We start from the raw sequence: 12,996 nt of genomic DNA on the forward strand, positions 1-12,996 counted from the left end.
AGGTGAGCAGAATAATCATTGAGAAGCTCAGGACCCTCTCCCTAGGGTCGGGGACATGAAGAGCGAGGATGCGCAGAACGTGCGGAGCGAGAACGTGCGGAGCGAGAACGCGCGGAGCGAGAACATGCAGGGCGTTCAGAGCATGGTGCTCGGGGATGTCGAGGTCATCCGGGTCGTCGAGTGGCAGGGCCCGCTCCTGCCGGCCCGGGGCCTCGTCCCGGAGGCCACCGCCGAGGTGTGGGAGGACAACGAGGAGTGGCTGGCGCCGGACCACTGGGAGCCGCACACCGACAGGGCGGTGTCGGCGCTGCAGAGCTGGGTGCTGCGCAGCGGAGGGCGTACCGTCCTCGTCGACACCGGCGTGGGCAACGGGCGCGAGCGGCCCGACTCCCCGCACTTCCATCACTGGCAGGGCGACTTCCTGGGCCGGCTGGCACAGGCCGGCATCCACCCGGAGGACGTCGACGTCGTCGTCAACACCCACCTCCACGTCGATCACGTCGGCTGGAACACCATGGGCGCAGGCAAGGGCGCAGGCGCTGAGGGGGAGTGGATACCGACCTTCCCCAACGCCGAATACCTCATCCCGGCCGCCGACGACTTCCACTACGGCCCGGACAACGGATACGGGAACGGTCTGCGGGAAGAGGACCGGCTGCTCTACGAGGACAGCATCGCGCCCATCCACCGGGCCGGCCGGGCCGTGCTGTGGGAAGGCGCCCACCGCATCGACGACCACCTCACGCTGGAGCCCGCGCCCGGCCACACACCGGGCTCGTCCGTCGTGCGGCTCACCTCCGGGACCGACCGGGCCGTCTTCGTGGGCGACCTGCTGCACAGCCCGGTGCAGATCCTCCACCCCTCCTGCAACAGCTGCTTCTGCCTCGACCAGGGCCGAGCGGCGGCCAGCCGCCGCCGCATCCTGGAACGGGCCGCAGCCGAGCGCGAACTGGTCCTCCCTGCGCACCTCGGTGGGGCAGGTGCCATGGAAGTCCGCAAGGAGGGTGACGGGTTCGCTCTGGAACGATGGGCGGTCTACGACAAGGCGTAGCAGCCGGCCGGGGGAGGGGACGGGAGGGGCAGGGGCCCCAGATGGCGGGGGCGGCGGTGGTGGCGGCGGTGACGCCGGCGGTCATGCGCGGGGCTGGATGCCGAGTTCGGCGAGCAGGTCGCGGACGCGCTGTTCGATGTCGTCGCGGATCGGGCGGACCGCGTCGACGCCCTGGCCGGCCGGGTCGTCGAGCTTCCAGTCCAGGTAGCGCTTGCCGGGGAAGTAGGGGCACGCGTCGCCGCAGCCCATGGTGATCACCACGTCCGACGACTGCACCGCTTCCACCGTGAGCACCTTCGGAGTCTCGGCCGAGATGTCGATGCCGACCTCCTGCATGGCCGCGACGACGGCGGGGTTGACGGTCGCGGCGGGGGCCGATCCGGCGGAGCGGACTTCGACGCGGCCCGCGCCGAGGTGGGTGAGGAAGGCGGCGCCCATCTGGGAGCGTCCGGCGTTGTGGACGCAGACGAACAGCACCGAGGGCTTACGGGTTTCGGACATGGGCGGAACCTTCCGGGGCGGTGGCCGACGGGCCGGTGGCGGGGTGGGGGAAGTAGCGGCGGCGGGCGGCCAGGGCGACGTGGACGAGGCCGATGAGGACGGGGACCTCGATGAGGGGGCCGACGACCCCGGCGAGGGCCTGGCCGGAGGTGGCGCCGAAGGTGGCGATGGCGACCGCGATGGCGAGCTCGAAGTTGTTGCCGGCGGCGGTGAACGCCAGGGTCGTCGCCCGCGGGTAGTCCAGGCCGGCGGCGCGGGCCAGGGCCATGGAACCGGCCCACATGACGGCGAAGTAGACGAGCAGCGGCAGCGCGATCCGGACCACGTCCCACGGCTGCGAGGTGATCGCCTCGCCCTGGAGGGCGAAGAGCACGACGATCGTGAACAGCAGTCCGTAGAGGGCGTACGGGCCGATGCGGGGGATCAGCTTCGCCTCGTACCAGGTGCGGCCCTTGGCCTTCTCGCCCAGGCGGCGGGTGAGGTACCCGGCGGCGAGCGGGATGCCGAGGAAGATCAGCACGGAGCGGGCGATCTCCCACATGGACACGTCCAGGCCCGTGGCCTCCAGCCCGAGCCGGTCGGGCAGGAAGGAGAGGTAGAACCAGCCGAGCGCGGAGAACGCGATCACCTGGAAGACGCTGTTGAGCGCGACGAGGACGGCGGCGGCCTCGCGGTCGCCGCAGGCCAGGTCGTTCCAGATGATCACCATCGCGATGCACCGGGCGAGACCCACGATGATCAGGCCCGTGCGGTACTCGGGCAGGTCCGGCAGGAACAGCCAGGCCAGCGCGAACATCACCGCCGGGCCGACGATCCAGTTGATCACCAGCGACGGGACGAGGAGGCGGCGGTCGCGGGTGACGGTGTCGAGGCGGTCGTAGCGGACCTTGGCCAGCACCGGGTACATCATCACGAGCAGGCCGAGCGCGATCGGCAGCGAGACGCCGGTGACGGTGACCTTCGCCAGCGCGTCCCCCAGACCGGGGACGAGGCGGCCCAGGCCGAGACCGGCGCCCATTGCGCCCAGGATCCACACCGCGAGGTAGCGGTCGAGGAAGGACAGCCGGGCCGCCACGGGGGCGGTGCTCGCGCGGGTCACGAGTGAGCCTCGGCCGGCTCGGGCAGGGGCTGTCCGGCGGGGCGGGTGAGGATCCCGGCGAGACGGTCGGTCATCTCCGGCAGCAGCCGGTAGAACACCCACGTCCCGCGCCGCTCGGAGGCGATCAGCCCGGCCTCGCGCAGCAGCTTGAGGTGGTGGGAGATCGTCGGCTGGGACAGGTCGAACGCGGGGGTGAGGTCGCAGACGCACACCTCGCCGCCCGCCCTGGAGGCGATCATCGACAGCAGCCGGAGCCGGACCGGATCGCCCAGGGCCTTGAAGACCTTCGCCAGCTCGGCGGCCTGGTCCTCGGCCAGCGGGGCGGACAGCAGGCCGGGGCAGCAGCCGTCCGGTCCGTCCTGCCCGAGCACCACGAATTCTTGATTCGACATGCCTCTATGTTGACGTCTGTCGATCCAAGGCGCAAGCTTGCATCGAAGAGGATCGATACAAGGGGATCGAGGATATCGCCATGTCCCGTATTCAGCTGGCCCTCAACGTCGCCGACCTCGAAGCGTCGGTGGCCTTCTACTCCAAGCTCTTCGGCGTCGAACCGGCCAAGCGCCGGCCCGGCTACGCGAACTTCGCCGTCGCCGAGCCCCCGCTGAAGCTCGTCCTCATCGAGGGCGAGCCCGGCCAGGACACCCGCCTGGACCACCTCGGCGTCGAGGTCGGAACCACGGAAGCGGTCACGGCCGCCACCGACCGCCTCAAGGAATCCGGCCTGGCCACCTTCGAGGAGAACGACACCTCCTGCTGCTACGCCCTCCAGGACAAGGTCTGGGTCCACGGCCCCGGCCGCGAACCCTGGGAGGTCTACGTCGTCAAGGCCGACGCCGCCACCCTCGGCAAAACCCCTGCCCCGGATGCCGGCGACGCGTGCTGCACCGCGGCGGCCGAGGCGCCTGTCAGCTGCGGCTGCGGCACGTGACCCTGCGACCGGGCCCGGGCTGCCGTTTGCGGATCTGCGGGAGGTGCGGATCTTCCGCGTGAATGCTCAAGCGTCGCCCGGGCGGCGCGCCGACTGCGGCACCCGTCTGCGGTAACCGGAGTCGTGGGGCGGGGAAGGCGCTGCTCTGATGGACACGTGCGGGCACGTACCCGTGTGTCGGATGGGCAGGAGGCAAGGCATGACCGGTGGCCGACGTGAGGACGAGTCCAGGAAGGCTGCCCGCGGTGAGCGGGCACCCGGGCTCGGACACGCGGATTCCGTTTCGCGTGAGGACGCGATGACCAGGCGTCTGGCCGACTGGGAGGAAGAGGGCGGGGCACTGCCCGAACCCCAGCCCCGGTCGAAGGGACCTGCTCACCGCACCGGCCACTGACGGGTTCCGGCCTCGGCCTGGTGCCGGTCCTGGCCTTGGCCGGGGCCTCGGCCAGCACCAGGCCCCCTCTCCCCGGGCGCCGCGGGCCGGGAGAGGGCTGCCCGTATCCAGGTACGTCTTGAGGTTGGACAGGACGGTCGACCAGCCGCCGGCGGCCTGGCGCCTCTAGGCCTCCTTCAGCGCGCTCAGTGCCCGGAGGCGCGGGCGCTCGAACTTGCTGTGTGGCGGACTGGCGTGACATCGCCAGGCTCTCGCACGGGGCGACAACGATGTGGTGGCCCGGCTCCGCAGGAGGCGCTCCCGGATCACGGCCGTACGGACGGCGCCCCGGCCTCCGTCGCGTCGGTGAGGGTACGGAGGCGGGCCAGGGGAGAGCGGACGACGAAGAGCAGCGCCGTGAGGGTGGCGAGCCCCGCCACGGCGAGGGTCGCGCGCAGGCCGATCGCTCCGCCCAGCCAGCCGCCGAGGAGCGCGCCGAGGGCTGCGGTGCCGGTGACGAGGAAGCGGTAGCCGGCGTTGGTCCGTCCCAGGAGTTCGGGGGGTACGACGGTCTGGCGGAGGCTCACCACGTGGATGTTGCTGATGGCCACGCCCGCGCCGTTGAGCAGGAGCGCGACCGCGATCGCGATGACGGCCGCGGCGGCGGCACGTCCGCCGGTCCCGGCCTCGGTCCCGGTCCCGGATCCGGTCCCGATGCCGCCGGCGATCGGGATGAGCAGCGGTGCGGCGCAGGCGAGTGCCGTCGTGGTCACGATGGTGCGGCCCAGTCCCCATCGGCGCGCGAGCCGTCCGGCCAGCACGCTGCCCGCGAAGGCGCCGACTCCGCTCATCGCCAGCACCGTGCCCAGGAGGAGGGCGGAGAGGTGCAGTTCCCGGGAGAGGTAGAGCACGAGGACGGCCCAGAACGCCTGGTTGAAGAGGTTGTAGGTGGCGGCTTCGCCGGCGATGGCGCGGAGGTGGCCGTGGCGGGCGAGCAGTCGCAGACCCGCGCCGATGCGGGTGAGGAGCGGGCCGGGATCGGGATCAGGGGCAGTGACGTTCGTGGTGACGTTCGTGAGTGCGGTGGCGGCGGTGACGGTGGCGGGTCCGGCCTCGGGGCGGCGGATGAACAGCAGGGTGACGGCGGAGGCGAGGTAGGTGAGGGCGTCCAGGAGCACGGCGACGGGGGCGGTCGCCAGGCCGACGATCAGGCCGCCGACGCCGGGGCCGCCCGCCTGGGCTATGGAGCGGCTTCCCTCCAGCTTGCCGTTGCCCTCGATGAGCTGATCCCGATTCACCAGTGAGGGCAGATAGGCCTGGTAGGCGAGGTCGAAGAACACGGTGAGGGTGGCGGCGGCGAAGACGATGGCCGCCAGCAGTTCGATGCGCAGCAGACCGAGGGCGCTGGTGAGAGGGATCAGTGCCAGCACCGCCGCACGGCCGAGGTTGGCCCCGATCATGACGGGCCGCCGCCGGCGCTGATCGACCCACACTCCGGCGAGCAGGGTGAACAGCAGATAGGGCAGGAACTGTGCGGCGTTGATCAGGCCCATCTGGAACGGGCCGGCGTCCAGGACGGTGACGGCGAGAAGGGGGATCGCCGACACGGAGATCTGGGTGCCGAACATCGACAGGCTCTCGGCGCCCCAGAACTTCAGGAAGTCGGCGTCACGCCACAGTCCGCCGCGCTCGCACTTCGCCTCCGGGTGCTGGAGCACGTCCGTGTCCCGGGATGGCATGGCGCTCCGATCTTCGTAACCGGCGTTTTCGTTTTACTGGTGTCTCGGCTCGACCGGGGTAACCTGTCATGCGAGTTTGGTGGTGTCAATGAAATTGATCGATTGGAATCGATCGACCGGAGTGGACAGGGGCGGTCATGCCGCAGCAGTCAGGAGCGCGGCCGGTGCGGTCGCAGCCCGCGTCGGCCCCGGGCGCGCTGGAGGTCGTGCAGGACTTCTGCAACTCCCTGCACGTCGAGCGGGGAACGGACGCGCTGGCCGACCCCGCCACGGCTCCGGGCTGGCTCCGGGACATCGGCCTGCCCGCCGAAGACGGAATCCGTGACGAGGAGTTGGCGGAGCTGATCCGGCTGCGTACGGCCCTGCGCGACCTGGTGCACACGGGCAGCGATGCAGGGGTGAGGGTGCGCGCGGCCGAGCACGTTGCGGAGGCGGCGGCCGGGCTGCGGTACGCACTCAGGGCGGACGGAGCCGGTCGGCTCGGCTTCGAGCCCGTCGGCTCCCCGGCCGAGCGGGTCACGGGCATGCTGCTGAGCCGGGTGCACGACGCCCAGCGGGACGGCACCTGGGAGCGGCTGAAGATCTGCCGCAGCGACGCATGCGCGTGGGTGTTCTACGACCACTCGCGCAACCACTCCGCCGTGTGGTGCGCGATGGGAGTGTGCGGGAACCGGCAGAAGGTCTCCCGCTATCGCGGCAAGCGGTAGTAGCGGCTGATTCCGTCGTCGATCCCCATGGGGCCACCGGGGCGACCCGCCCGGACCCAGAGGAGGTGGAGCGCACCGGCGACCAGGAGCGTGGCGGTGAGGGAGAGCGTCGGCCAGCCGCGGAGGAGGTTCACCGCGAGGGTGAAGGCGACGGCGCCGGCGGCCGCACCGTTCAACCACGCGAGGGCGGCCTTGCGTTCGGCGCGGGCGAAGCGGGTCATGGCCACGAGCCCGACGAGGAAGCTGACGAGAACGGCGACCGCGTAGAAGAGCACGAGCTCCTGCTCCTTCCCGGCGGCGGCCACGATGATCACCCCCGCGGCGGCCAGGTGGACGACCACGGCCCAGTACGGGGTGTGGTGGCGGTTGGTCCGGCCGAACGCCGTGGGCAGCACGCCGGGGCGCTCCGCCGTACCCGCGAGCGCCTTGAAGAGGCCGGGACCGGCCTGGAAGGACGAGCTGGCGGCGGCGAGGAGCAGCAGGGAACTGGTCAGCTGGAACGCGCCGTACAGCCGGCCGGATCCGGCCGCGGCCCGGGCGATCTCCGCGATCTGCGTCGAGTCGTGGCCGGGGATGCCGGTGCGCAGGCGTACGGCCAGTACGGTCAGGGCCAGCGTCAGCCCGCCGACGATGACCAGGAGCAGGGCCAGTGTGCCCCGGCCGAAGCGCCGGCGCCCGGCGTCGTCGAGTTGGCCGAGCTGCGCGATCGCCGTCGAGGGCGCTTCGACGCCGGTGGCCAGGGCCATCGCCACGGGAAACGCCAGGACGACCGCCAGGGCAGCCGGCCGGCCCGGATCGGTGGCGGCCGGCGCCTCCCCGATCGCGTGCGGGGAGACGAAACCGAGCACGAGCACGGCGACGGAGACCAGGACGAAGAGCAGCGTCATGACGGCGAACAGCAGCCTGCCGCCGTGCCCGAACCACGTCAGCCCCGCCACCACGAGCAGCAGGAGCAGCGCGAGCGGGACGCGGAACGCCGCCAGTGCCGGGAAGAGTGCGATGACGGCGCTCGCGGCCGCGGCGATGGAGATCCCGATGGTGAGGACGAAGTCCACGACCAGCGCCCCGGTCGGCACGAACGTCCACCGCGGCCCGAAGGCCCGCCCGGCCGCGGCCGCCGCCCCGCCGCCCTGAGGGAACCGGCGCACCAGCTGCCAGTAGTTCGCGGTGACGACCACGACCAGGCCCACCACCAGGGCCATCGTCGGCAGGAGCAGGGTGAGGTCGCCGTGCAGCGCCCGCAGCGCCGCTTCGATCGCGTAGGCGACGGAGGACACCGGATCGGCGATCACGGCGAAGGAAAAGGCGAAGAAGAGGACCGGGCGGCGCGGCCCGCGGCCGCTGACGGGGCTTGCTGTGACGGCGGCGGCAGGTGCACCCGGCTCGGAGGCGGTCATGGCGGGGGCCTTTCCCGGCGAGAGCCGGATACCCATGGAAGAGCCCATGCGCCACCGGCCGCCGACCAGACTTCCCGGCACCCCTGACGCCGAAGGTAGGTCAGGACCCCATCAAGGAGAGGCTCAAATGGATTTGCTCTCAAGGGATTTGTAGGACCTGGTCATGTCAGAGCCGCTCGCTCCCGGGGGAGGGGAGAGAGTCGTTGCCGAACCCCCACGCTGGAGGGGAACTGGCCCGGCAGCATGGTGCTGATCGAGTTCCATCGCATGAAGGAACGCCCGCACGAAGGCCCGGTCGAACACCGGCGCGGAGCCACGTCTCGCAGGCGACCGTCCGGGACAACGACGTGAGGATGTGGGTCGTGGGGTGCGGGCCGAGCAGCGCTGCGCGCAAGGGCTCAGGGTCGATGAGCCCCATGCCGGCGAGCAGGGAGCCCTCGAAGAGGTCCAGGAGTTCGCCGCGATGGCGGCGCAGGGCGGCGTAGAAGTCGGCGCTGTAGTCGCCCTTGGTGGTACGGGCCAGGAGCGGATCCGGGACGATGCCGCGCATCGCGGCGAGCAGGACGGGTTTGTTGGCCGTGGGTGGGACGCCGTGCTCGGCGGCCCGGTCGTGCAGGCGGACCGACAGGACCGCATCCATCACCGCATCGTCCAGGCACGGCGCGGCCAGAGGCAATCCGGCCCGCCCGGTGGCCTGGTCGAGGCGGCGAACCGCGCTTCCCGTGGCCCGCGCGTACAGGATTGCCGCATGTTGCGCGCGCTGCCGGGCCAAGGGATCGGTGGCACCGGGGGTGGCCTCATGCGCCTGTGCCTCGCTCGCCTCCCGCAGCAGCTCTTGTACGTACCGGACCGCCTCCGCAGTTGCCCACGGCGGCATGCGCAGCACCGGCCCCCAAGCCAGGGAAGGCGCGGGGGCGGAGGCCTCGGACAGGGGGGTGGTCAGCTGATCGGCGGCGCGCGTCAGCCAGCGCGCGTACGTGGTGCGCTCGGCGAGCGCGCGCAGCAGAGGCGTGAGTGGCTGCCGCAGCCGCAGGCGGTGGGCACGGATGTAGGCGGGTGCCTTGAACGGGTGCTCGCGGACCAGGTCGTGGAGGCAGCGCGGGGTGAGCGTGAACAGTTCGTCGCCGCCGTAGCCGGTCAGGTGCAGCCGGGAGCCCGCGGCGGTCATCCGCCGGGTGAGGTCGCCCAGGCGCGCCCTGTCGCGCACCCAGGTGCCCGGCTCCTCCCACGGCGGATACGAGCTGTCGTTCACCCCGGCGAACCACAACGGGATCCGGTCCCGGCCGACGTGCTGGTGCTGGTGCTCGGCACCGGGCAGGGCGGGCAGGGCGCGAAGGGCGGCCACGGCGCGCCGCGTCCAGTCGGCGTCGTCGTTGGCGGGGTCGGTCGCCTCCCGGTGCACGGTGACCAGCCGGGCCGGACCGCGGGCCGCCAGGAGGCACAAGCTGGTGGAATCCAGCCCACCGGACAGGTCCGCGCTGACCGTACCGCCGCCTGCGGTGCAGGAGTCGACGGCGGCCGACAACGCCCCTCGTAGCGCGGCAGCCCCTTCTTTCAGGGGCAAGGTCGGTTCGGGCGCCTGCCACCAACGCCGCAGGACCGCCCGGCCGTCGGGCTCGACCAGTAGACAGTGGTCGGGTGGCACAGCCGTGACGCCCCGCCGGATGCTCCTGCCGTCCAGCGAGTGAACCGCTCCGGCTGCCGGCAGCCGGGCAGCGAGCACCCTTTCGTCCACCGGGGCGCCGATCACCTCGGCCAGCACGTCGCAGCGGTCGGATGCCACCGTCACGCCGCCGACCCGGGCGTGAAAGACGCGGCGGACCGCGGAGGCGCTGCCGCGGACTCGTCCTCGTCCCCCTGCCCAGGCCACCAGATGGAAGCTGCCTGCCGGCCCGTCGACGAACCGTTCGACCTCGTCGATGTGGTTCGCCCTGGCCAGACGGGCCGCGCATGAAGAAAGCCCGGTCGTGGTCACCGGACACCGCCCGATCACCGCCACGCGTGCCGCCCCGACCTCGGCGACCGTCACATGACCGTCAGGCCAGCGTCCGAGCAGCCACGGCCGGCCGGACCCGTGCGGAACGACTCGATCGGCCGACGGGCGCAGCGCACGGGCTGCCGTACAGGCCGCTGGGCTGTCGGGCAGGACGGCGAACCACACGTCTTCCGGCATCAGCAACGATCAGCAACTCGTGCGCAGAGTGGCCCTACCTCCACCACCGCAGGCCTTCGCCGCCCTCCTCGAGGACGTTTCCTTCGAACCAGCCGAGTGTCAGGGCGGAGAAGTTCCCGACTTCGACCAGCGCCGGAGGCTCGTAGACCGGCTCGCGCGTCGGCGTCGGTGTCGGCGTGGGTGTCGGCGCGTACACCGGCTCGTCGGAGCCGGGGGCCGCGGATCGAGCCGCTTGGAGGTCCGCCATCGTCGGGTTCCCTTCTGCAGTGAAGGTGTTCGGCGTCGGCATCCCTACCCATGGGTGACCTGAGCATCTCCGTGCCCCCTCCGGAGCCGGCGGCTCGATGGTGCACGCGGCGCGCAAAGGGGCGCGTCCGGGACCGGTCGTCCGGTGGCTACGGCTCGGCTCGTGCCGCAGTGACCGCCACCGTCACGTAAGGCATCGTGAAGCTGCCGCCCATCGCGTCGACAGCGGCTCCGACGTGCTCCAGCACCTCCGCCAGCTTGTCCGGGGGCAACTGGGTGAGGGAGCCGTGGGTGGGCATCTGGTCCAGCCACGCGTCCCGCGTGTAGGACCACTCCCAGTCGAATCGCCACTGCTCCGGTTCGCCGAATCCGCCCGCCTTTCGGATTCCGTCGGCGGCTTTGGCGGACAGGGCCCGGTACCCGTCCGGGGCGGGCTTCGCCGCCGCCCGGAGGGCGAACGGGGAGTTGGGCGCCACCCGTCGGTAGACCGCGGCGAAGGCCTCCGCCACCTCGGGCGGAAGCCGGGGCACGTTCCAGAAAGCTGCCAGCCGTCCGCCGGGCCGCAGCACCTGCGCGGCCTTGGCGGCTCCTGCGACCGGGTCCATCCAGTGCCAGGCCTGGCCGGCGACGACCGCGTCGAATCGCCGGCCGGCCGGGTCCCAGGCCTCGAACGTCGCTACGTCGACGACGTCGAGCCCCAGTCGGCGCGCCAGGCCGGCCATCCGTGCGTCGGGTTCGACCCCGGTCACTCTGCAGCCGGCCGCCTGGAACTGCCGGGCGGCGATGCCGGTACCGCAGCCGACGTCGAGGACGTCGGGGACCTCGGGGACGTCGCGTGCGTCGAGAACATCAACGCCGGGCCCGGCGGCGGCGATCCGCTTCACCATGGCATCGGGATAGCGGGGCCGGGCCCGGTCATAGCGTTCGGCGTCCGAGCCGAACGACTCCGCTGCCTGGCGATACTGATGAGGCTCAGGTCCAGGTTCAGGCTCGGAAGGGCGCGAGCGCTCCGGAGGTAAAGTGGGCATGCGCCCACTATGAATGGGCGCGCGCCCACTCGTCAACGAGTGGGACGGACAAGGGGAAGAGGGATCGCGGTATGCCGACAGGCGTGGCCATGCGCGACGCGCGAGAGCAGCTGTTCGACGCCGCCGAGCGCATCCTGCTACGGGACGGGCCGAACGCCCTGACCAGCCGGGCAGTCACCACCGAGGCGGGCTGCGCCAAGGGCGTCCTCCACCGGCACTTCGCCGACTTCGACGCCTTCCTCGCCGACCTCGTCCTGGACCGCATCGCCCGGATCGACGACCAGGCCGCCGCCCTGCGCGACGCCGCCGGCACCGGCACCGTCGCCGGCAACCTCACCGGCGCGCTGACGGACCTGTTCGGCTCGGTCGCCGTGGTGATCGTCGCCCTCGTCACCTTCCGGGACGACCTCCGCGCCCGGCTGCGCCGCACCAGCCCGTCCGGCATCCCGCTCCTGACGGAAGCCACGGCCATGCTCGCGTCGTACCTGACGGCTGAACGCGAACTCGGCCGCATCGCGCCCGACGCGGACGTCGACACGCTCGCCCCCACACTGATCGGAGCCGGCCACCTGCTGTTCGCCGACCGGAAGGCCGCTCCGCCGGACACCGAAGCTGTCCGCACGCTCGTGACCTCGGTCATCGCCGGGGTGGAGGCCTGAGCCGCGTCCTTCCCCGGACGGAAGGTGCAGCGGCCGCCGGTCCCAAGCGCCGGCGGCTGCCGCACCCCTTCTCACACGTCATGGGTTCGTGGAGCCGGTGAGCCGGTGAGCCGGTGAGCCGGTGAGCGGGTGAGCTAAGAGGGCACGCCGTGGCGCCGGCCCTACGCCACCGGCCCTACACCACCGGCACGGCGATGTCGCACACCTCTGTGGCCGGGCCGGCCGGTGCCCAGTCGGCGAAGTAGACCTCCCGGCCGGGGCCCGTCTCGCCGCCGTCGTTCGTCTCGATCCACCGGTACACCGCGTCGTACGCCGAAAGGATCTGCGGGTACTCCACCTGCGCCTTGGTGAGCGTGGTGTAGGCCTCGCGGTGGGCCGGCTCGGTCCGGACGGGCGTGCCGGCCTCCGCTGCCTCCGAGGCCCGAAGCGGATCGATGGGTACGCAGAGTTCCACCGGTCCGTCGCTGTCCTCGTTGACCTCGCCGTGGTAGACGACGAACGGTGCGGCGACCACGCCCCCGTAGGCCTTGGCCTCCTCCTCAAGGCGTGAGCAGGTCTCCGGGATCCACACCGACAGGTCCTCCGGCCGGACGTGGCGCTGCTCGACGAGCACCACCTGCTCCGGCACGTCACGTTGCCTGATCTCGTACATGTCCAAGCCTTCCGTCCCTCCCGACAATTGGATGCGAAGGTGGACGGCGAGTTCCCGCTGCGCGGCGATGCGCCGCTCGACTCCTTCCCAGTACGCGGCGACCAGGCCGGCCGCTTCGGGCTCCGGCGCGGCCAGCACCTCAGCGATGCGAGCGAGCGGCATGTCCAGGCCACGCAGCCGCACGATCAGCCGCGCGGTGGCCAGCCGGCTCTGCCGGTAGTACCGGTAGCCGGTCACCGCGTCGACCCGGTCCGGGGCCAGCAGCCCTTGCCGGTCGTACACGCGCAGAGCCTTGGGCGAGAGCCTGGCATGGCGCGCGAACACGCCGATGCTCAGCATGGGGTCGTCGTCCTCCATGCGGTTACTCTCCGGTCTGCCCCTGGGGCAAGGTCAAGGCGGGCCGACAATCGCGACATCCCCGTACGGGCGGTGGCATGCCC

General features: G+C 71.9%; 13 protein-coding genes. 4 read left to right on the forward strand and 9 right to left on the reverse strand.

All coding sequences use genetic code 11. The features are described from left to right. The first annotated feature begins 124 nt into the window (after positions 1–124). Entirely contained in the window at positions 125–1,051 is a 927-nt protein-coding gene (locus ACFPP6_RS26645; protein ID WP_382047515.1) for an MBL fold metallo-hydrolase, read from the forward strand. Positions 1,052–1,132: 81 nt separating this feature from the next. Here the strand turns inward: ACFPP6_RS26645 and ACFPP6_RS26650 are convergent, their stop codons facing one another. From ACFPP6_RS26650 to ACFPP6_RS26660, 3 genes are read right to left on the reverse strand one after another with little or no spacing between them, the layout of a single operon-like run. Beyond that, positions 1,133–1,552, reverse strand: coding sequence for an arsenate reductase ArsC (locus tag ACFPP6_RS26650; protein WP_382047284.1), 420 nt, complete (start codon positions 1,550–1,552; stop codon positions 1,133–1,135). After that, positions 1,536–2,651 (reverse strand): ACR3 family arsenite efflux transporter, encoded by a 1,116-nt coding sequence (gene arsB / locus ACFPP6_RS26655; protein WP_382047287.1) that lies wholly within the window; start codon positions 2,649–2,651, stop codon positions 1,536–1,538. The genes ACFPP6_RS26650 and arsB overlap by 17 nt, the downstream gene beginning before the upstream one ends. Beyond that, entirely contained in the window at positions 2,648–3,043 is a 396-nt protein-coding gene (locus ACFPP6_RS26660; protein ID WP_382047289.1) for an ArsR/SmtB family transcription factor, read from the reverse strand. Before ACFPP6_RS26660 ends, arsB begins: the two co-directional genes overlap by 4 nt. Positions 3,044–3,123: 80 nt before the next feature. Between ACFPP6_RS26660 and ACFPP6_RS26665 the strand changes: the two genes are divergently transcribed. Beyond that, positions 3,124–3,582, forward strand: a complete 459-nt coding sequence (locus tag ACFPP6_RS26665; protein WP_382047291.1) for an ArsI/CadI family heavy metal resistance metalloenzyme — start codon at positions 3,124–3,126, stop codon at positions 3,580–3,582. Positions 3,583–4,281: 699 nt separating this feature from the next. Here ACFPP6_RS26665 and ACFPP6_RS26670 read toward each other — a convergent pair. Next, a complete protein-coding gene (locus ACFPP6_RS26670) occupies positions 4,282–5,694 on the reverse strand; it encodes an MFS transporter (RefSeq protein ID WP_382047294.1) in 1,413 nt (470 codons plus the stop codon). Between the two features lie 164 nt (positions 5,695–5,858). Here ACFPP6_RS26670 and ACFPP6_RS26675 point away from each other — a divergent pair, with 164 nt between their 5' ends. Then, positions 5,859–6,401, forward strand: a complete 543-nt coding sequence (locus ACFPP6_RS26675; protein ID WP_382047296.1) for a CGNR zinc finger domain-containing protein — start codon at positions 5,859–5,861, stop codon at positions 6,399–6,401. Here ACFPP6_RS26675 and ACFPP6_RS26680 read toward each other — a convergent pair. The 4 genes from ACFPP6_RS26680 to ACFPP6_RS26695 all read right to left on the reverse strand — a co-directional run bounded on the left by ACFPP6_RS26680 (position 6,383) and on the right by ACFPP6_RS26695 (position 11,245). Further along, positions 6,383–7,798: an amino acid permease gene (locus ACFPP6_RS26680; RefSeq protein ID WP_382047298.1), complete on the reverse strand. Its 1,416-nt coding sequence runs from the start codon at positions 7,796–7,798 to the stop codon at positions 6,383–6,385. The genes ACFPP6_RS26675 and ACFPP6_RS26680 overlap by 19 nt on opposite strands. A gap of 166 nt (positions 7,799–7,964) precedes the next feature. Beyond that, positions 7,965–9,773, reverse strand: coding sequence for an asparagine synthase-related protein (locus tag ACFPP6_RS26685; protein WP_382047301.1), 1,809 nt, complete (start codon positions 9,771–9,773; stop codon positions 7,965–7,967). Between the two features lie 232 nt (positions 9,774–10,005). Continuing rightward, on the reverse strand, positions 10,006–10,218 hold the full coding sequence (locus ACFPP6_RS26690; RefSeq protein WP_382047304.1) for a lasso RiPP family leader peptide-containing protein: 213 nt from the start codon (positions 10,216–10,218) through the stop codon (positions 10,006–10,008). A gap of 148 nt (positions 10,219–10,366) precedes the next feature. Next, positions 10,367–11,245 carry a class I SAM-dependent methyltransferase gene (locus ACFPP6_RS26695; protein ID WP_382047307.1) on the reverse strand — a complete coding sequence of 293 codons (879 nt, stop codon included), beginning with the start codon at positions 11,243–11,245 and terminating at the stop codon, positions 10,367–10,369. 71 nt (positions 11,246–11,316) lie between these two features. Between ACFPP6_RS26695 and ACFPP6_RS26700 the strand changes: the two genes are divergently transcribed. Further along, on the forward strand, positions 11,317–11,904 hold the full coding sequence (locus ACFPP6_RS26700; protein ID WP_382047310.1) for a TetR/AcrR family transcriptional regulator: 588 nt from the start codon (positions 11,317–11,319) through the stop codon (positions 11,902–11,904). 175 nt (positions 11,905–12,079) lie between these two features. On the opposite strand, the gene ACFPP6_RS26705 is transcribed toward ACFPP6_RS26700, so the two are convergent. Further along, the gene (locus ACFPP6_RS26705; protein WP_382047313.1) at positions 12,080–12,913 is read right to left on the reverse strand and encodes a MerR family transcriptional regulator; all 834 of its coding nucleotides are present in this window, start codon (positions 12,911–12,913) and stop codon (positions 12,080–12,082) included. Positions 12,914–12,996: the final 83 nt, after the last annotated feature.

The organism is Streptomyces aureoversilis, from assembly GCF_042657885.1.
Taxonomy (GTDB): Bacteria; Actinomycetota; Actinomycetes; order Streptomycetales; family Streptomycetaceae; genus Streptomyces; species Streptomyces aureoversilis.